Source organism: Pseudonocardia sp., assembly GCF_029263155.1.
In the GTDB taxonomy this organism is placed as follows: Bacteria; Actinomycetota; Actinomycetes; order Mycobacteriales; family Pseudonocardiaceae; genus Pseudonocardia.
Genome location: NZ_JAJCYB010000043.1, coordinates 49,884 through 68,043, shown reverse-complemented (window position 1 = coordinate 68,043; position 18,160 = coordinate 49,884). Strand labels below are relative to the sequence as shown.

Sequence of the window (18,160 nt, the reverse complement as noted above, 5' to 3'; positions counted from 1 at the left end):
TCGGTGTCCACGCTAGCGTCGCCACATGCGCGTCGGTGCGTTCCTGCTGGCCCCCGGCTTCCCCGGACTCGACCACGGCACCGTGCTCGACGGCTGTGTCGCCGCCGCGGTCGCGGCCGAGGAGGCCGGCTTCGACGACGTGTGGGTGGCCGAGCACCACTTCATGAGCTACGGCCTGGTCCCCTCGGCGATCACCATGGCCGGCTACCTGCTCGGGGCCACCCGCCGCGTGGGCGTCGGCACGGCGGTGAGCGTGCTGTCCACGACCCACCCGGTCGCGCTGGCCGAGCAGGCGCTGCTGCTCGACCAGGTCTCGGGCGGCCGCTTCCGGCTCGGCGTCGGCCGGGGCGGGCCCTGGGTGGACCTGGAGGTGTTCGGCACCGGACCGGACCGCGTCGGGGACGCGGGGTTCGCCGAGGGGCTCGCGCTCCTGCTGCGGGCCCTGCGCGGCGGTCCGGTCCGGGGAGCGGGGGAGCGGTTCGCCTTCCGCGAGGTCGAGATCGTCCCGGGACCGCGCACCCGGCCGATCCCGCCGGTGGTCCTCGCGGTCACCTCCGCCGAGGGCCGGGCGCTGGCCGCCCACCACGGCCTGCCGATGCTGCTGGGGATGCACGCCGACGACGCGGAGCGGGCGGAGCTCACCCGCGCCCACCCCCGGCCCGACCACATGGCCGCCGCGCTCGCCTACGTCGCCGACACCCGCGACGAGGCCCGGGCGACGATCCGCGCGTCCCTCCCGCGCTGGTTGGGCCCCGGCCTGGCCGGCTACCGGCGCGTCGACGACGTGCCCCGCCGTCCGCGCGACCCGCTCGCCTACACCGACCTGCTGTGCCGCCTGCACCCCGTCGGCACCCCCGAGGACGCGGCCGCCCGGCTCGCCGCGGGCGCCGCGGCGACCGGCATCGAGCACGTCGTGCTCATGGTCGAGGGCGCGGGCGACCGGGCGCGCACCCTGGAGAACATCCGCCGCCTGGGTGCGGAGGTCCTGCCCCGGCTGCGTACGCCGACGAGTGGGCCGACCGTCCGATAGGGTCGGACGGACGGCCCACTCGTCGCCCCGGCGGGCAGCTACACGGGTAGCGTGATCAGGTCGGTGCCGGTCTCGTCGCGGATCGCGACGGCGACGACGTCGGCCGGGTCGACGATCGTGGCCCCCTCGATCGGGGCGCCCCCGCCGCCGGACCCGATCACCCAGCTGCCGGCGACGTGCTCGGCGCCGTCACCGTCGAGGACGACGATCGTGCACTCCCTGCCCGGCTCGACCCCGCGCACCGCCGTGGCCACCCGCACCCAGCCCGCCGCCGGGGTGATCGTGGCGGTCATGGTGACCGGGCCCTGGGCGCCCTGGACGGTGCGGGTTCCCGCGGCGACGACGGCGGCCGGCTCGGGCAGCAGCGCCCTGCCGAGCACCGCGCCCCCGCCGAGCAGCGCCGCGACGGCCACGACCGCGGCCGCGACCAGAGCGAACCGGCGCCGCCGCCGTGCCCCGCTGCCATCGGCCCGTACCGTGCGGACGGCGCGGCGCACCAGCAGGTCGGACTCCGGCGGGCCGTCGAGGAACATCTCCGGCGGCACCTGCCGCAGGGTCGTCGCGGTGGCGTGCAGCGCCTCCCACTCGCGGCGCGCGTCGGCGTCGGTGTCGAGCAGGTGCTGCACCGCGCGGGCGTCGTCGCCGGTCAGCAGGCCCAGGGCGTGGGCGCCGAGATCGGCCCGATCGTCGAGGTTCATGCCCGCTCCATCGCCGCGCGCAGCGCACGCAGCGCGTAGTAGGACCGCGACTTCACGGTGCCCTTGGGCACGCCCAGTACGGCGGCGGCCTCGTCCAGGTTGCGCCCGTGCAGGTAGACCTGCTCCAGCACCGCGCGGTGCTCGGTCGACAGCGTGCCCAACGCGGCGTGGACGGTGACCGCGGCGGCGACGGAGTCCGCGTGGTCCCCGGTGACCGGCGGACGGTCCCCGGCGCCCGCGCCGCCCGGGGCCATCCGGTCGGCCGACACCTCGCGCGGCCGCGCGTCGCGCGCCCGCACCCGGTCGATCACGATGTTGCGCACGACCGTGAGCAACCAGCCGCGCACCGAGCCGCGGCCGTTGGTCAGCACGTCGGGGTTGCGCCACGCCCGGATCAGGGCCTCCTGGACCACGTCCTCGGCCGCGGCCCGGTCGTCGAGCAGTCGCGTCGCGTACACCAGCATCGCCCGTCCGTGTTCGGAGTAGACGGCGTGGACCAGAGCCTCGTCGCTGCTGTGCCGTTCGGCGCTGCTCGCGCGATCAGCACGGCCGGTCCGGTCCACGGGCGGGGACCCTACTCATGCTCGCCCACCCACCCCGACACACGGACCGCGGCGCCCCGCGGTTCAGCCGGGGTGCCGTGGTCACCCGTCCGTGGCACCCCGCCGATCAAGGGCATATGGTCGGCCGGGAAGATCCACCAGCGGCCATCCGCCCTTGATCGGCGGGTTCCGGGGCCGCGGTCGGCCGGCGAGTGAGCGGGACCACCGGTGGCGGTCCGGCCCGCGTGACGTCCGGGTCACTACGATCCGGGAATGCCCGAGGCAGAGCTGCCGGACCTGACGCTGGCCGCAGAGTTCCCCACCCCGACCGCGGCCGAGTGGACCGCGCTGGTCGACGGTGTGCTGCGCAAGGCCCGCCGCATCCCCGACGACGCCCCCGCGGGTGCCGGGGTCGAGAAGCTGGTGCGCACCGGCCCGGACGGGATCGCCGTGCGGCCGCTGTACACCGCGGCCGACGCCCCCGCGGTCGCGACCGGTGTCCCCGGCGGGGCGCCGTTCGTGCGGGGCGGCTCCGCCACCGGCCCGGTGCCCGCGGGTTGGGACGTCCGCCAGCGCCACGACGAGCCCGACGCCGACGCCGCCCGCGCCGCCGTCACGGCCGACCTGGAGAACGGCGTCACCTCGATCTGGCTGGCCGCGACGACCCCGGCGGACCTGCCCCACGTGCTCGGTGACGTGCTGCTCGACCTCGCCCCGGTCGTGCTGGACGCCGGACCCGGCGACCAGGCGGCCCTGGCCGAGGCCTTCCTCGCGCTGCCCGGCGAGCCCGCCGGGCGCCTCGGCACGCTCGGCCTCGACCCGGTCGGCGCCCGCGCCCGCACCGGGTCGAGCCCGGCCGTCGACTCCGTGGTGGAGCTCGCGCTGCGGGTGGCCGACGGCTTCCCGAGGGTGCGCGCGGTCGTCGTCGACGCCCTGCCGGTGCACACCGCGGGCGGGTCGGACGCCCAGGAGCTCGGGTTCGCGCTCGCCGCCGGGGTGGAGTACCTGCGCGTGCTCACCGCGGCCGGTCTCGACGTGGCGGCGGCGAACCGGCTGTGCGAGTTCCGGCTCGCGGCCACCGCGGAGCAGTTCCCGACGATCGCGAAGCTGCGCGCCGCGCGCCGGCTGTGGTCGCGGGCGACGCAGGCCTGCGGCTCGGCCGAACCGGCCTTCGTGCACGCGGTGTCCTCGCCCACGATGCTGACCCGCCGCGACCCCTACGTGAACCTGCTGCGCGGCACGCTCGCCGGGTTCGCGGCGGGCGTCGGCGGTGCGGACGCCGTCACCGTGGCCCCCTTCGACGCCGCGATCGGCGCCTCCGAGGCGTTCTCGCGCCGCATCGCCCGCAACACGCAGGCCCTGCTGGTGGAGGAGTCGCACCTGGCCCGGGTGCTTGACCCGGCGGGCGGGTCCTGGTACGTCGAGTCGCTCACCGACGAGCTCGCCCGCGCGGCCTGGGCCTTCTTCCAGGAGATCGAGTCCGCGGGCGGGGCGGTGGCGGCGCTCGACGCGGGGCTGGTCGCCGAGCGCACCGCGGCGGTCCGGGCCGGGCGCGAGCGGGCCGTGGCCACGCGCCGGACCGCGCTCACCGGCGTCAGCGAGTTCCCCGACCTCGCCGAGCAGCCCGTGGAGCGCCGCCCGCTGCCCGACGCCCCGTCGGGCGGACTCCCGGTGTACCGCCCCGCGCAGGCCTTCGAGGCGTTCCGAGACCGGTCCGACGCGCTGCTCGCCGAGCGGGGGGCGCGCCCGCGCGCCTTCCTGGCCACGCTCGGTCCGCTGGCCGCCTACACCGCGCGCGCCGGGTTCACCCGCAACCTGCTGGCCGCCGGGGGGATCGAGACCGTCGAGGCGGGGCCGACCGAGACCGCCGAGGACGTGCGCGCCGCCTTCGCGGCCTCCGGTGCGGGCGTCGCCGTGCTCTGCTCCACCGACGCGCTGTACGCCGAGCGCGCCGCGGACACCGTCGCCGCGCTGCGCGAGGCCGGTGCGACGCGCATCCTGCTCGCGGGCCGGGGCGAGTTCGACGGTGTCGACGGGCAGCTCCACGCCGGCTGCGACGCCCTCGCCGTCGTCGCGGGTCTCCACGAGTCGGTCGCAGGCCAGGAGGTCTCCCCATGACGATCCCCGACTTCACCCGGGTGCCGCTCGACGCCGACCCGGCGCCCGCCGCGCAGTGGACCGGCGAGACGCAGCCCTGGGAGTCGCCCGAGGGCATCGCGGTGGCGCCGCTCTACACCGCCGCCGACCTCGCCGGCGTCGACTTCCTCGACACCTACCCCGGCATCGCGCCCTACCTGCGCGGCCCGTACCCGGCGATGTACGCCACCCAGCCGTGGACGATCCGCCAGTACGCGGGCTTCTCGACGGCGACCGAGTCCAACGCGTTCTACCGGCGCAACCTCGCCGCCGGGCAGAAGGGCCTGTCGATCGCGTTCGACCTGGCCACCCACCGCGGCTACGACTCCGACCACCCGCGCGTCGGCGGCGACGTCGGCATGGCGGGGGTGGCGATCGACTCGATCTACGACATGCGCCAGCTGTTCGACGGCATCCCGCTCGACGAGATGAGCGTGTCGATGACGATGAACGGTGCCGTGCTGCCGGTGCTCGCGCTCTACATCGTGGCCGCGGAGGAGCAGGGGGTGAGCCACGAGCAGCTCACCGGGACCATCCAGAACGACATCCTCAAGGAGTTCATGGTCCGCAACACCTACATCTACCCGCCGCAGCCCTCGATGCAGATCATCTCTGACATCTTCTCCTACACCGCGCGGGAGATGCCGAAGTTCAACTCGATCTCCATCTCCGGCTACCACATCCAGGAGGCCGGGGCCACGGCCGACCTGGAGCTGGCCTACACCCTCGCCGACGGCGTGGAGTACCTGCGGGCGGGCATGGACGCGGGCATGGACGTGGACCGGTTCGCGCCCCGGCTGAGCTTCTTCTGGGGCATCGGCATGAACTTCTTCATGGAGGTCGCCAAGCTCCGCGCCGCGCGGCTGCTGTGGGCGAAGCTGGTGCAGCAGTTCGAGCCGGAGAACGCGAAGTCGCTCTCGCTCCGGACGCATTCGCAGACGTCGGGCTGGTCGCTCACCGCGCAGGACGTCTACAACAACGTCATCCGCACCTGCGTGGAGGCGATGGCCGCCACCCAGGGGCACACCCAGAGCCTGCACACCAACGCCCTGGACGAGGCGCTCGCGCTACCCACCGACTTCTCCGCCCGGATCGCCCGGAACACCCAGCTGCTGCTGCAGCAGGAGTCGGGAACCACCGACGTGATCGACCCGTGGGGCGGCAGCTTCTACGTCGAGAAGCTCACCTACGACCTGGCGCGGCGCGCATGGAGCCACATCGAGGAGGTCGAGAAGGCCGGCGGCATGGCCCAGGCCATCGACGCGGGCATCCCGAAGCTGCGCATCGAGGAGGCCGCGGCCCGCACCCAGGCCCGCATCGACTCCGGCCGCCAGCCGGTCATCGGCATCAACAAGTACGTCGTCGCCGAGGACGAGCAGCTCGACGTGCGCAAGGTCGACAACGCCGGGGTGCGCGCCGAGCAGCTCGACAAGCTGCGCCGGCTGCGCGAGGAGCGCGACGCGGGCGAGGTCGAGTCGGCACTGGCCGCACTCACCGACGCCGCGGGCCGCGACACCCGCACCGAGGAGCAGAACCTGCTGCACCTGGCCGTCGTCGCCGCCCGCGCGAAGGCCACCGTCGGGGAGATCTCCGACGCGCTGGAGAAGGTCTACTCGCGCCACTCGGGCCAGATCAGGATCATCTCCGGGGTGTACTCCGACGAGGCGGGCGCGACGCCGTCCATGGGCCGGGCCCGCGAGCTGGTCGACGTCTTCGCCGAGCAGGAGGGGCGCCAGCCGCGCATCCTCGTGGCCAAGATGGGCCAGGACGGCCACGACCGCGGCCAGAAGGTGATCGCCACCGCGTTCGCCGACCTCGGTTTCGACGTCGACGTGGGCCCGCTGTTCCAGACCCCGGGCGAGGTCGCGCGCCAGGCGGTGGAGGCCGACGTGCACGTCGTCGGCGTCAACTCGCTGGCCGCCGGGCACCTCACCCTGGTTCCGGAGCTGCGTGAGGAGCTGGCGAAGCTCGACCGCGGCGACATCATGGTCGTCGTCGGCGGCGTGATCCCGCCCGGCGACGTGCCCACGCTGCTGGATATGGGCGCGGCCGCGGTGTTCGGGCCGGGCACCGTGATCGCCGAGGCGGCGGTGGACCTGCTGGAGAAGCTCACCCCGTGAGCGAGCGCCTGCGCACGACCCCTCGGCACACCGCCCGCGCGGAGCGTCCGGCCCGGCGCGGCGGGGGAGCGCGGTGAGCAGGCCCGCCCCCGACGTCCCGGCGCTGGTGAAGGGTGTCCTCGCCGGGTCCCGGTCGGTGCTGGCCCGCGCGATCACCCTGGTCGAGTCGAACCGGCCCGACCACCGGGCCGCCGCCCAGCAGCTGCTGCTCGAACTGCTGCCGCACAGCGGGGGAGCGGCCCGGGTGGGGATCAGCGGGGTGCCCGGGGTCGGGAAGTCGACGTTCATCGAGGCGCTCGGCACCCGGCTGACCACCGCCGGGCACCGGGTCGCGGTGCTCGCCGTCGACCCGTCGTCCACCCGCACCCGCGGCTCGATCCTGGGTGACAAGACGCGGATGGCGAAGCTCGCGGTGCACGAGAACGCGTTCGTCCGCCCGTCGCCCAGCGCCGGCACACTCGGCGGCGTGGCCCGGGCCACCCGGGAGACGATCGTGCTGATGGAGGCCGCCGGCTACGACGCGGTGCTCGTGGAGACGGTCGGCGTGGGGCAGTCCGAGGTGGCCGTGGCGGGCATGGTCGACACGTTCCTGCTGCTCACCATCGCCCGCACCGGCGACCAGCTCCAGGGGATCAAGAAGGGCATCCTGGAACTGGCCGACGTGGTGGCGGTGAACAAGGCCGACGGCTCCCACGAGCGCGACGCCAAGGTCGCGGCGCGCGAGCTCGCGGGGGCGCTGCGGATGATGACGCCGCCCTCGGAGTCGTGGCGCCCACCGGTGCTGGCGTGCAGCGCGCAGACCGACGCCGGGATGGCCGAGGTGTGGGAGGCGGTGCAGGACCACCGCCGCACCCTCGAGGAGCACGGTGAGCTCGCGGCCCGACGTGCCGAGCAGCAGGTGCAGTGGATGTGGGCGATGGTCCGCGACCAGCTGATGGACCGGCTGCAGAGCGCCGCGAAGCAGATGATCGGCGAGCTGGAGTCGGAGGTCCGGGGCGGCGACCTGACACCGACCCTGGCCGCGGCCCGCCTGCTGGACACCCTGGGCCTGCCGGACTGACCCCCCCGGCGCACAGACAGCACGGGCTGCGACCTGTGCGACGGACCCCGTCCGCGGCTGTCGCACGTGCTGCCGACTCTCGCACAGGCTGGAACCTGTGCGACGGGCTGGAACCTGTGCGACGGGCGCCGCCCGCGGGTTTCGCACGTGCTGCTGACTCTCGCGCGTGCTTGCTGACTCGCGCACAGGCCGGAACCTGTGCGACGGGCTGGAGCCTGTGCGGCGGGCGCCGCCCGCGGGTGTCGCACGGGTTGCTGACTCTCGCGCGGGCTGGAACCTGTGCGACGGGCTGCATCCTGTGCGACGGCCCGCAGCGGGTGCGGAACCCGGCGCGCCTCACCGGTCGCGCCGTCGCCGCTGCGTAGCGTCGCCACGTGCTCGGGATCTCGCATGCCACGTCCGGTGCGGCTCTCGGGCTCGCGGTCGCCGGGTACGTGCCGCAGGTGCTCGGGGTGTCGCCGAGCGCGGGCACCGTCGTCACCTTCGCCGCCGTGTGCGCGGGCGCGGCCCTGCTGCCCGATCTCGACCACCCGTCGTCGACGGCCACGAAGCACTTCACGGCGGCGTCGGCGGCCGCGTCCTACGTGGTCCGGCCGCTGTCCGGGCTGGTGTACCGGCTGACCCGCGCCCGCCGCGACACCGGGAAGGGCACCCATCGCGGCCTGACGCACACCGTCCTCGGGGCCGTGCTGCTCGGGTTCGCGATCAACCTGGCCTCGGCCTGGTGGGGCGCGCCGGTGCTGATCGGCACGCTGTTCGTCTGCATCGCGCTCGCGATCAAGGGCCTGGACGCGATCGTGCCGGGCCCGCCGTCGCTGGTGATCGCGGCGGGACTGACGTTCGCCGTGGAGCAGTACGTACCCGGTGGGACCGCGGGCACCGCGGGGTGGCTGGGCGTCGCCGTCACGCTCGGGATGATCGTGCACTCGCTCGGCGACGCGGCGACGGAGTCCGGGGCGCCGCTGCTGTGGCCGCTGACCATCCGGCAGCGCCGCTGGTATCCCGTCGGCGGCCCGCGCCCGCTGCGGTTCCGCACCGGCGGCCGCGTCGAGGCCTGGGTCGTGGCGCCCGCACTGACCCTGGCGACCTTCGTGCTGGTGATGCTCGTCGTACCGGGGGTGGCGCCGGTGCTCCTGCGCATCGGGGACGCCATGATGGGGTCGTGAGCCTCCCGCCCCGTCCCGTGATCGGCATCCTGCACCCCGGCGTGATGGGGGCGGCGATGGGATCGGCCCTCAAGCGGGCGGCCGGTGCCGTGATCTGGGCGGCTGCCGGGCGCAGCGTCCCCACCTCGAAGCGCGCCGAGATCGCCGATCTGGTGGGCGTGCCCGACGTCGCCGAGCTGGCCCGCCGCTCGCACGTGATCATCTCGATCTGCCCGCCGCACGCGGCGCGCGCGGTGGCGCAGGAGGTCGCCGACGCGCTGGGTGATCGCCCGGACCGCCCGCTCTACGTCGACGCCAACGCGGTCTCCCCGGCCACTGTGGACGCGATCGCAGACCTGCTCGGGGCCGCGCACGTCGTCGACGGCGCCGTGATCGGCCCGCCGGCCTGGGAGCGCGGCACGACGGTGTTCTGGCTCTCCGGCGCGCGGGCGCCCGAGGTGGCCGCGCTGTTCGAGGACTCCCCGTTCGACGCCCGCACCCTGGGCCCCGATCTGGGCACGGCCAGCGCGCTGAAGGCCTGCTTCGGACTGCACAGCAAGGCGATGGCCGCGATCTGGCCGGTGATGTCGGGGGCGGCCGAGGCCTACGGGGTCGGCGACCCGCTCCGGTCGGAACTGCGCCGCCTGGCCGGGGTCGACCTCGACGCCGCACTGGCCGGGGTCGACGCCGCGGGCGCGAAGGCGTGGCGGCTCAGCGGGGAGATGGACGAGGCGGCCGACGCCATCGCCGCGGTCGGACGGCCCGACGGCTTCTCCCGGGCGGCCGCGCAGGTGTACCGGGAGCGGGATCAGTCCTCGGCGACCTGAGCGAACTCGTCGGCCTGACCGGCGGGGGTGTTCCACCCCCGGTTCGTGGGCTCGCCCGCCGAGGCGGCCGCCGCCCCGCCGAGCGCGAGCGCGGCCACCATCGCACCGACCAGGATGAATGTGGTCACCGACCGGGTGTTCTGCATGGCCTCCATGGTGGCGGGCCCGCGTCCGGCCGTCAGGCACTCGATCGTGATCACACCCGAAGGTGTGGTGTCGATGTCACCTGATCAGGGAGTGGTGACCGGCTGTCGTCGGGAGCTGCCCGCCGCGTCGACGTCCTGGTCGCGGATCGACGCCGCGTCCGGCGAGGCGGCAGTGCCACCACCGCGCTCGGCCGTCCTCCGGTCGAGCCGAGCGGGCCCGAGTCCCTCGCCGGCGGAGTGCTCCCGGTCCCCTACCGCTCGGCCAGGCCCCGCAACACCGGCTTGACGTCCACGACGGGTGTCCCGTCCACCGCCTCGAGACCGGTCACCTCGATCTCGTTCCCAGAGATCGCCACGATCCGCACCCGGTGCAGCCCGATGGGGTTGGGCCGGTGCGGGGACCGGGTGCTGAACACCCCTCGCTCGGGCCGGGCCGGATCGTCGCGTGGCCGGGTGACGAGCTCGTCGCGACGGGCGAGATGCAGCCAGGTCAGCACGACGACCTCGGTACCGGACTGCAGGTCGGCCATGCCCCGGGCGAACGCGGGCTCGATGACGACCCTGGCCCGCGGCGCGCCCTCGTCGCCCTGGCGCGGGGCCTGTGCCGGATCGCGGAGGGCCGAGCGGACGTGGCCGATGGGGCGCACCGGGTAGCTCATCCGATGCCCCGCCCGGGGAGGAGGTCGGCGGCGGCCTGCTCGGGGACCCGACCGCGCCCGGGAGGCCGCGCGAGCCGCCGCTCGCGCGCTGGTTGGTCTCCTGCGCGCCGCCGGCAACGCGCGAGCCGCACGGGGGCGCGCGAACGCCGGGCCGGCGCGCGAACCGGGCCCAGTGGATGGCGGCTCACTGGGTGGGCGCTCAGCCGGACGGGCCGAAACGTTCCACCCGGATCGCGGCCACCGGCACGCCGAGCTCGCCCAGCAGGTCGGTGACCGTGTCGCAGAAGCCGGGGGAGCCGCAGACGAACACGTCCTCCCCGCCGCGGACCAGCGGCGCCAGGTCGGCGGTGGTGAGCCGTCCGGCGGGGCGGGGGCCGGGCGACACCCGGGTGTGCACGAGCGTGGTCTGCGGACCGGGGAGCTCGGCGGCGTAGTAGAGGTCGGCGGGCGAGCGGGCCGACACGACGACCCGCAGCAGGTCGGCGGCGCCCTCGCGGCGGGCCTGGCGCAGCATCGACATCAGCGGGACGACCCCGGACCCGCCGCCGACGAGCAGCGCCGGGGTGTCACCGGTCCAGGCGAAGAAGCCGCCGATCGGGCCGCGGACCTCCAGCTCGTCGCCCGGCTCGACCACCTCGTGCAGGTATCCCGAGACCTCGCCGTCCTCCAGCGCCTCGACGGTCAGCTCGATCTCCCCGGTGTCGTCGGGGGCGGTGGCCACCGAGTACGAGCGCGACGCGGTGTAGCCGTCGGGTGCGGTGAGGCGCACGACGTAGTGCTGGCCGGCGGCGTGCCGGCGCGGCGCGGGCAGGGCGAGGCGCAGCGTGCGGGCGCGCGGGGTCTCGTCGCGGACCGCGAGCACGCGGGCGGTCTGCCAGCGCAGCGTGGCGCGGTGCGTGGTGCCGCCGGGGGTGAGGCTCATCGTCCACCCCTGCCGGCACGCGGCGGTCGTCGGTCGGCGGGCTCGCTCATCAGTCGCCCTGGTAGCGCTGCTCGGTCCACGGGTCGCCGCGGTCGTGGTAACCGTTGCGCTCCCAGAAGCCCTGCTCGTCGTGGTCGAGCAGGCGCAGGCCGGAGACCCACTTCGCGCTCTTCCAGAAGTACAGGTGCGGCACCAGCAGCCGGGCCGGGCCGCCGTGCTCGCGGGTCAGCGGCTGCCCGTCGACGTCCCAGACCACCCAGGCCTTCCCGCCGGTGACGTCGGCGAGCGGCAGGTTGGTGGTGTATCCGGTGTGGGAGACCCCGATCACGTGGGTGGCGGTGGGCAGCACCCCGGCCGCGTCGAGCAGGGTGTCCACGGACACGCCGTCGAAGGTCATGCCGAACTTCGACCACGTGGTGACGCAGTGGATGTCACCGGAGTAGCGCGACGGCGGCAGCGCGTGGATCTCGTCCCAGCTCCAGGTCGTCTCGCGCTCGACGAGGCCCTCCACGGTGAAGGTCCAGCGGTCGGTGCCGATCCGGGGGGTGGCCTCGGCGTTGAGCACCGGCCACTGGTCGCCCGCGTCGTACTGGCCCGGGGGCAGCCGCGGGTCGCGCTCGCGCCGTCGTCCGAAGAAGCCTCGCGTGGTACCGGCCATGTCGCTCCCAAGCCCGAACCCGACCCGTTCATTCCGGCCGTGGGTGGCCGTCCGCCCGATCCTGCCGCTCGCGGCGCAGCGCGTCGAGGTCCCCCGCCGTCAGCGCGCGCCAGAAGCGCAGGGCGGCGTGCTCCATCTCCAGCCCCAGCTCCAGGGTGATCATGCGGGGCGCCGCGGCCGGGTCGGCGCCGAAGCGGGCGACCATGTCCTCGTACACCGCGATCCGCTTCTCGTGCTGGGCGCACTGCTCGGCCGCCAGCGCGGTGACGTTGCCCGGCTCGCCGACCTCGTTGAAGAACAGCTTGAGCTCGGCGACGTCGCGCATCTGGAAGTGCTCGTGGGTGGGGGCGGCGAGCCAGTCCCGCAGGGCGTCGTGGCCCGGACCGGTGAGCGAGTAGGTCTTGCGCCGCCGCCCGGAGTCCTCCACCGACAGCGCGAGCAGCCCGAGCTCGGCGAGCCGGTCGGGCTCGGAGTAGAGCTGCGCGTGCGGGAAGTGCCAGAAGTAGCCGACGGAGTGCCCGACGGCGCGCTTGAGGTCGTACGGAGTGGACGGTCCGCGCAGCGCGATCATGCCCAGCACCACGTAGGAGGTGGTGGACAGCCGGACCTCGGACACGGTGACGATCGTAACCGTCCGGGCCGGACCGTCCGGGGTTGCGTCTGTGTTCATCTGCCTAGTACCGTCCGGTTTGGATGATGGAGGTGGGGATGGATCTGGCGACGACGTTGCGCTGGGCCGCCGAGCGCTACCCGCACCGGCGGGCGGTCGGCGGTCTCGGCCGGCAGCTCACCTATGCCGAGTGGGACGCCCGCACCACCCGGCTGGCCCGGGCGCTCGCCGGGGCCGGGGTGCGGCCGGGCGACCGTGTCGCACTCGGCCTGACCGGGGGCGAGCCGCTGGCCAGCCTGCACCTGGCCGCGCAGAAGCTCGGGGCCGTCTCCGTCCCGCTGTCCACCCGGTTCTCCCCCGACGAGCTGCGGTACTGCGTCGACGACGCCGCCGCCACTCTGGTGGTGGCCGACGAGGCCAACGCGGCCCGGTTCGCCGGCACGCCGCACGCCGCGGCCGACCTGGACGCCCGGGCGGAGGCCGAGTCCGACGCCCCGCTGCCGCAGACCCCCGGCGAGGACGCGCTGAGCGTCCTGCTCTACACCTCCGGCACGACCGGACGGCCCAAGGGCGTGCCGCGCACCCACCGTGCCGAGCACGCCGCCGCGGTCGCCCACGCGGTCCAGACCCAGCAGCGCAACGGCGAGGTGGTGCTCGGCGTGATGCCGATGTTCCACACGATGGGCCTGCGCACGCTGCTGACCAGCATCGTCGTCGGCGGGACGTGGGTCGGTCAGCCCGCCTTCGACGCCGCGGAGTCGCTGGACCTCATCGCCCGCGAGCGCATCAGCTCGCTCTACCTCGTGCCGACGATCTACTGGTCGCTGCTGCGCGCGGGGCTGGCGCACGGTCCGGACCGGCTGGCCTACGCCGGCGCGGCGATGACGCCCGCGCTGGCCGAGGAGCTCGTGGGCGCGCTGGAGCCGGGGTCGTTCGTCAACCACTTCGGGAGCACCGAGATCTACACGTTCACGATCGGTCCCGACGTCGCGGCGAAGCCGGGATCGGCGGGCCGGGCCGGGATGTTCTCGCGGGTCCGGCTGGTGGCGCCCGAGGTCGGCGCACCGGTCGACGCGATCGTGGCGCCGGGGGAGCAGGGCCAGGTGCTCGTCTCGATGGACAGCCCCGAGGCGTTCGCCGGCTACTGGAACCGCCCGGACGCCGACGAGCGGTCGATCGTCGACGGCTGGTACCGCACCGGCGACCTCGCCACGGCCGACCCCGACGGCGACCTGTGGGTCTCCGGCCGGGTCGACGACATGATCAACTCCGGTGGGGAGAACCTCTACCCCGACGAGATCGAGGCCGCGCTCATCCGCTGCCCGGAGGTCGACGACGTGTGCGTGGTCGGCCTGCCCGACGAGCGGTGGGGTCAGGCCGTCACGGCCTTCGTCGTGCCCCGGGCGGGCACCGCCCCGCAGGAGGCCGCCGACCGGGCCATGGCCTACGCCCGGGACGTGCTGCCCTCCCTCAAGCGCCCGAAGCGGGTGATCGCGGTGGCCGCGATCCCGCGCAGCGGCGTCGGCAAGACCCTGCGCCGCACCCTGGTGGCCGGTGACTTCGAGGAGCAGGCGCGTGCCTGAGCCACAGCAGAGATGGACCCCCAGCCGCGTCGAGGACCTCGCGCTCGTCACGGGGCAGGGGCGCTTCCTCGACGACCAGGACCCGCTGCCGGGCACCCTGCACGCGGCCGTCGTGCGCTCGACGCAGCCGCACGCCCGGATCCGGTCGGTCGACCTGTCCCGCGCCCGCGCGCACCCCGGGGTCGCCGCGGTCGTCGGGCCCGACGAGGTGCGCGCCGGGCTCAAGCCCTTCCCGCTGTCCACCGGCGCGCCGATGCACTACTACCCCACGGGCGTCGACGTGGTGCGCTTCGTCGGCGAGCCGATCGCCGTGGTCGTCGCCTCGGACCGCTACGTGGCCGAGGACGCCGCCGAGCTCGTCGAGGTCGACTACGAGCCGCGCGGCGTGGTGGTCGGGGCACGGGCGGCACTGGCCGAGGACGCGCCGCTGCTGCACGAGGCGGCCGGCACGAACGTCGCCACCGACCGCACGTTCTCCTTCGGGCCCGTCGAGCAGGCCTTCGCCGAGGCCGACCACGTCGTCGAGGGCGAGTACGACTTCCCGCGCTACTCCTCGGTGCCGATGGAGTGCTACTCGGTCATCGCCGATTACCGCGAGGGCAGTGTCGATGCCTCCGGGGCCGGCGGGCCCGGTGTCGAAGCCTGGGCCAACTTCCACGGCCCGTTCACGATGGTGCCGGTGATGGCGGGCGCGCTGGGCCTGCCCACCTCGGCGGTGCGGCTGCACGTGCCCGCCGACATCGGCGGCAGCTTCGGCATCAAGGCAGGCATCTACCCCTACGTGGTGCTGATGGCCCTGGCCAGCAAGCACTCCGGCACGCCGGTGCGCTGGACCGAGGACCGCGTCGAGCACCTGCTGGCGTCGTCGTCGGGGGCCGACCGGGTGATGCGGTTCGCCGCCGCGGTGAGCGCCGCGGGCGAGATCACCGCGCTGCGCACGGACCTGGTCGACAACGTCGGCGCCTACCTGCGCCCGCCCGAGCCGTCCACGCTCTACCGCTGCTTCGGCAACATCACCGGCCCGTACCGGATCGGCGCGGTCGAGATCCGGGCGCGCGCCGTCGTCACGAACTCGATGCCCACCGGGCTCAACCGCGGCTTCGGCGGCCAGCAGCTCTACTTCGGGCTGGAGCGGCTGATGGACGCCGTCGCCGCGGCCACCGGGCTCGACCCCATCGAGGTCCGCAGGCGCAACCTCGTCGACGCCTTCCCGTACGAGACGCCCACCGGCGGCGTCTACGACTCGGGGGACTACGCCGCCGCCGTCGCGCTGGCGGTGAAGAACGCCGACCTCGACGAGCTGCGCGCGCGCCAGGCCGCCGCCCGTGCGGAGGGTGCCCACTACGGCATCGGCGTCGCGCTGGTGGTCGACCCGTCGGGCACCAACATCGGCTACGTCGGCCTGGCCACCCCGTCCGAGCAGCGCAAACCGGGCCGCGACAAGTCCGGGTCCACCGAGCACGTGCGGATCTCGGTGGACGTGCAGGGCGTCGTCACGGTCCTGCTCGGGACGGTGCCGCAGGGGCAGGGGCACGCCACCGTCGCCCGAAAGGTGGCGGCGGACCGCCTGGGCCTGCCGGTGGAGCAGGTGCGCGTCGTCGTCGACATGGACACCGCGACCACGCCGTGGACGGTCACCTCCGGCAGCTACTCCTCGCGCTTCGCCCCGCTGGGCACGAGCGCGGTGGTGGCGGCCGCCGACACGATCGCGGCCACCGTCCGGGCCGCCGCGGCCGTCGCACTGGAGGTCCCCGCCGACGAGCTCACGCTGCGCGACGGCGCGGTCGTGCACCCGTCCGGGGCGTCGATGCTGTTCCGGCACGCCGCCGGGATCGTGCACTGGGACCCCACGTCGCTGCCTGCGGACGTGCCCGCCCGGCTCTACGCCGAGGCCGAGTTCAGCCCGCGCGAGACCGGCGCCGCCACCCGCGACGACCGGATCAACTCCTCGCTCTGCTACGGGTTCGTCGCCGAGATCGTCGCGGTGCACATCGACCCGGAGACCCTGCAGATCACGATCGACCGGGTCTCCTCGGTGCACGACGCCGGGACCGTGCTCGACCAGCAGCTCCTCGACGGCCAGGTGCACGGCGCGCTCGCCCACGCACTCGGCGGCGCGATGTACGAGGAGTTCACCCACGCCCCGTCCGGGCAGCCGACCTCGGCCACGTTCCTGGACTACCTGTGCCCCACCAGCGCCGAGACCGGCTACGACCTGCGCAGCGACCACGTCGTCACGCCGTCGCCGCTCACCCCGCTCGGGGCCAAAGGCTGCGGGGAGGGCTCGTCGATGAGCTTCCCCGTCGCCTTCGCCAACGCCGTGGCCGACGCGCTGCCCGGCATCCCGATCACCAGGCTCCCGCTGCACGGCGAGGTGCTGCACCAGCTCATGGAGGAGAAGTAGATGGCACTGACCGGTGGCGACGTCACGCTCGAGAAGAAGGGCCCGGTCGCGTACCTCACGCTGTCGCACGGGAAGTACACCGTCGTGACGTGGGAGATGCGCCAGCTCGTGGCGGACCGGTTCGCCGAGATCGACGCCGACCCGGGGATCCGCGTGGTCGTGGTGCGGTCCGACGGGGAGCACTTCACCAGCGGGGGCGACATCGCCGGGTTCATGGAGGTCGACCCCATGGACTTCACCGACCTCGGCCACAACGTCACCGCCCCGGCCCGCAGCGCCAAGCCGGTGATCGCCGCGATCGACGGCTACTGCTTCGGCGTCGGCTGTGAGATGGCGCTGGCCTGCGACATCCGGCTCGGCACCCCGCGCACGCAGTTCGCGCTGCCGGAGATGAACCTCGGCATGATCCCCGGCTCCGGCGGCACCCAGCGCCTGGCCCGGCTGATCGGCCTCTCGCGGGCGAAGTTCCACATCATGACGGCCACCCGCATCCAGGCCCAGCAGGCGCTGGACTGGGGCATCCTCGCCGAGGTCCACGACGACCGCGACGCCCTCTACACCGCCGTCGACGCGCTGGCGGAGAAGATGGCCGCCTTCTCGCCGATCGCCCAGCGCACCGCGAAGGAGGTGCTGGACAAGGGGGTCGACGGCCCGCTGTACACCGGCATCGACCTGGAGCGGAAGGCCTACGCGATGCTCCGCTCCACCCACGACTTCGCCGAGGGTGTCGCGGCGTTCGGGGAGAAGCGGAAGCCGGAGTTCACGGGCCGATGAAGCCCGCACCGTTCGCGTACGTCCGGCCCGGCACGCTGGACGACGTCCTCGCCGAGCTGGACGGCGGGGACGGCAAGGTGCTCGCCGGCGGGCAGTCGCTGGTGCCGGTGCTGGCCATGCGGCTGGGCCGGCCCGCGACGCTGGTCGACATCGGGTCGGTGGCCGCGCTGGGCGACCTGGCCGTCTCCGACGGGATGCTCCGCGTCGGGGCCACCGTCCGCCAGCGCCGCCTGGAGCGCTCCGCCGACGCCGCCGCGGTACCCCTGATCGGGATGGCGATGCCGTTCGTCGGGCACCGGGAGCTGCGCAGCCGCGGCACCGTCTGCGGCAGCCTGGCCCACGCCGACCCGGCCGCGGAGCTGCCGGCCGTGGCGGCCTGCCTGGAGGCGACGATCGAGGTCGCCGGTCCGGAGGGTCGCCGCCGCGTGCCCGCCGGGGAGTTCTTCGTCGGCGCGATGACGACCGGGGCGTCGGCGCAGGAGGTCGTCACCGCCGTCGAGTTCCCGGTCGCACGGCCGGGGGAGGGCCACGGCTTCGGCGAGATCGCCCGCCGGCACGGCGACTTCGCGCTCGCCGGGGTCGTCACCCGGGTCCGGGTCGGCGACGACGGCGCGGTGCTCGACGCCCGCCTCACCGGCTTCGGCGTCTCCGACACGCCCGTGACCCGCGACGTCACGTCCATCGTCGACGACGGCGACGCGCTGGGCGACCTGGCGCGCGAGGTCGTGGACACCGGCGGCGACGGGCACGGTTCCACCGGCTACCGCCGCCGCCTGTTCCGGGTGCTGGCCGCCCGCGAGCTGGCGCGCGCGCTGCGCGCCGCCCGAAAGGAGCGCACATGACCAC

At 74.7% G+C, this 18,160-nt stretch carries 17 protein-coding genes; 10 read left to right on the top strand and 7 right to left on the bottom strand.

The annotated features are described in order from the left end of the window. The first annotated feature begins 25 nt into the window (after positions 1 to 25). Entirely contained in the window at positions 26 to 1,030 is a 1,005-nt protein-coding gene (locus Q1K26_RS07680) for an LLM class flavin-dependent oxidoreductase (RefSeq protein ID WP_300008870.1), read from the top strand. Between the two features lie 38 nt (positions 1,031 to 1,068). Here the strand turns inward: Q1K26_RS07680 and Q1K26_RS07675 are convergent, their stop codons facing one another. Next, complete coding sequence (locus tag Q1K26_RS07675) at positions 1,069 to 1,728, bottom strand: anti-sigma factor (RefSeq protein ID WP_300008869.1); 660 nt, start codon at positions 1,726 to 1,728, stop codon at positions 1,069 to 1,071. Next, positions 1,725 to 2,291: a sigma-70 family RNA polymerase sigma factor gene (locus Q1K26_RS07670; RefSeq protein ID WP_300008868.1), complete on the bottom strand. Its 567-nt coding sequence runs from the start codon at positions 2,289 to 2,291 to the stop codon at positions 1,725 to 1,727. Before Q1K26_RS07670 ends, Q1K26_RS07675 begins: the two co-directional genes overlap by 4 nt. 252 nt (positions 2,292 to 2,543) lie before the next feature. Between Q1K26_RS07670 and Q1K26_RS07665 the strand changes: the two genes are divergently transcribed. From Q1K26_RS07665 to Q1K26_RS07645, 5 genes are all read left to right on the top strand, one after another. Then, positions 2,544 to 4,388 (top strand): methylmalonyl-CoA mutase family protein, encoded by a 1,845-nt coding sequence (locus Q1K26_RS07665; protein ID WP_300008867.1) that lies wholly within the window; start codon positions 2,544 to 2,546, stop codon positions 4,386 to 4,388. Further along, positions 4,385 to 6,526: a methylmalonyl-CoA mutase gene (gene scpA, locus Q1K26_RS07660; protein ID WP_300008866.1), complete on the top strand. Its 2,142-nt coding sequence runs from the start codon at positions 4,385 to 4,387 to the stop codon at positions 6,524 to 6,526. Before Q1K26_RS07665 ends, scpA begins: the two co-directional genes overlap by 4 nt. A gap of 73 nt (positions 6,527 to 6,599) precedes the next feature. Then, positions 6,600 to 7,586 (top strand): methylmalonyl Co-A mutase-associated GTPase MeaB, encoded by a 987-nt coding sequence (gene meaB, locus Q1K26_RS07655; RefSeq protein WP_300008865.1) that lies wholly within the window; start codon positions 6,600 to 6,602, stop codon positions 7,584 to 7,586. Between the two features lie 374 nt (positions 7,587 to 7,960). Further along, positions 7,961 to 8,752, top strand: a complete 792-nt coding sequence (locus Q1K26_RS07650; protein WP_300008864.1) for a metal-dependent hydrolase — start codon at positions 7,961 to 7,963, stop codon at positions 8,750 to 8,752. After that, positions 8,749 to 9,558 (top strand): NAD(P)-dependent oxidoreductase, encoded by an 810-nt coding sequence (locus tag Q1K26_RS07645; RefSeq protein WP_300008863.1) that lies wholly within the window; start codon positions 8,749 to 8,751, stop codon positions 9,556 to 9,558. The genes Q1K26_RS07650 and Q1K26_RS07645 overlap by 4 nt, the downstream gene beginning before the upstream one ends. On the opposite strand, the gene Q1K26_RS07640 is transcribed toward Q1K26_RS07645, so the two are convergent. The 5 genes from Q1K26_RS07640 to Q1K26_RS07620 all read right to left on the bottom strand — a co-directional run bounded on the left by Q1K26_RS07640 (position 9,540) and on the right by Q1K26_RS07620 (position 12,559). Then, positions 9,540 to 9,758: a hypothetical protein gene (locus Q1K26_RS07640; protein WP_300008862.1), complete on the bottom strand. Its 219-nt coding sequence runs from the start codon at positions 9,756 to 9,758 to the stop codon at positions 9,540 to 9,542. The two genes, Q1K26_RS07645 and Q1K26_RS07640, sit on opposite strands and share 19 nt — an antisense overlap. Positions 9,759 to 9,955: 197 nt before the next feature. Further along, positions 9,956 to 10,363: a tRNA (N6-threonylcarbamoyladenosine(37)-N6)-methyltransferase TrmO gene (gene tsaA / locus Q1K26_RS07635; protein ID WP_300008861.1), complete on the bottom strand. Its 408-nt coding sequence runs from the start codon at positions 10,361 to 10,363 to the stop codon at positions 9,956 to 9,958. Positions 10,364 to 10,562: 199 nt separating this feature from the next. Beyond that, complete coding sequence (locus tag Q1K26_RS07630; protein ID WP_300008860.1) at positions 10,563 to 11,285, bottom strand: FAD-binding oxidoreductase; 723 nt, start codon at positions 11,283 to 11,285, stop codon at positions 10,563 to 10,565. A 49-nt stretch (positions 11,286 to 11,334) separates the two neighbouring features. Beyond that, entirely contained in the window at positions 11,335 to 11,943 is a 609-nt protein-coding gene (locus Q1K26_RS07625; RefSeq protein ID WP_300008859.1) for a sulfite oxidase-like oxidoreductase, read from the bottom strand. Between the two features lie 28 nt (positions 11,944 to 11,971). Further along, on the bottom strand, positions 11,972 to 12,559 hold the full coding sequence (locus tag Q1K26_RS07620; RefSeq protein WP_300008858.1) for a PadR family transcriptional regulator: 588 nt from the start codon (positions 12,557 to 12,559) through the stop codon (positions 11,972 to 11,974). 92 nt (positions 12,560 to 12,651) lie between these two features. On the opposite strand from Q1K26_RS07620, the gene Q1K26_RS07615 reads away from it, so the two are divergent. Genes Q1K26_RS07615 through Q1K26_RS07600 form a run of 4 tightly spaced genes read left to right on the top strand, consistent with a single transcriptional unit; the run spans position 12,652 to position 18,156 of the window. Further along, a complete protein-coding gene (locus Q1K26_RS07615) occupies positions 12,652 to 14,136 on the top strand; it encodes an AMP-binding protein (RefSeq protein WP_300008857.1) in 1,485 nt (494 codons plus the stop codon). Then, a complete protein-coding gene (locus tag Q1K26_RS07610; RefSeq protein ID WP_300008856.1) occupies positions 14,129 to 16,540 on the top strand; it encodes a xanthine dehydrogenase family protein molybdopterin-binding subunit in 2,412 nt (803 codons plus the stop codon). Before Q1K26_RS07615 ends, Q1K26_RS07610 begins: the two co-directional genes overlap by 8 nt. After that, positions 16,541 to 17,314 (top strand): enoyl-CoA hydratase/isomerase family protein, encoded by a 774-nt coding sequence (locus tag Q1K26_RS07605; RefSeq protein WP_300008854.1) that lies wholly within the window; start codon positions 16,541 to 16,543, stop codon positions 17,312 to 17,314. After that, positions 17,311 to 18,156, top strand: a complete 846-nt coding sequence (locus Q1K26_RS07600) for an FAD binding domain-containing protein (protein WP_300008852.1) — start codon at positions 17,311 to 17,313, stop codon at positions 18,154 to 18,156. Before Q1K26_RS07605 ends, Q1K26_RS07600 begins: the two co-directional genes overlap by 4 nt. Positions 18,157 to 18,160: the final 4 nt, after the last annotated feature.

Coding starts and splice junctions, on each gene's coding strand:
- Q1K26_RS07630 (WP_300008860.1), bottom strand. CDS start 11,285: ATGAGCCTCACCCCCGGCGGCACCACGCACCGCGCCACGCTGCGCTGG.
- Q1K26_RS07605 (WP_300008854.1), top strand. CDS start 16,541: ATGGCACTGACCGGTGGCGACGTCACGCTCGAGAAGAAGGGCCCGGTC.
- Q1K26_RS07615 (WP_300008857.1), top strand. CDS start 12,652: ATGGATCTGGCGACGACGTTGCGCTGGGCCGCCGAGCGCTACCCGCAC.
- Q1K26_RS07600 (WP_300008852.1), top strand. CDS start 17,311: ATGAAGCCCGCACCGTTCGCGTACGTCCGGCCCGGCACGCTGGACGAC.
- Q1K26_RS07675 (WP_300008869.1), bottom strand. CDS start 1,728: ATGAACCTCGACGATCGGGCCGATCTCGGCGCCCACGCCCTGGGCCTG.
- Q1K26_RS07665 (WP_300008867.1), top strand. CDS start 2,544: ATGCCCGAGGCAGAGCTGCCGGACCTGACGCTGGCCGCAGAGTTCCCC.
- scpA (WP_300008866.1), top strand. CDS start 4,385: ATGACGATCCCCGACTTCACCCGGGTGCCGCTCGACGCCGACCCGGCG.
- tsaA (WP_300008861.1), bottom strand. CDS start 10,363: ATGAGCTACCCGGTGCGCCCCATCGGCCACGTCCGCTCGGCCCTCCGC.
- Q1K26_RS07625 (WP_300008859.1), bottom strand. CDS start 11,943: ATGGCCGGTACCACGCGAGGCTTCTTCGGACGACGGCGCGAGCGCGAC.
- Q1K26_RS07680 (WP_300008870.1), top strand. CDS start 26: ATGCGCGTCGGTGCGTTCCTGCTGGCCCCCGGCTTCCCCGGACTCGAC.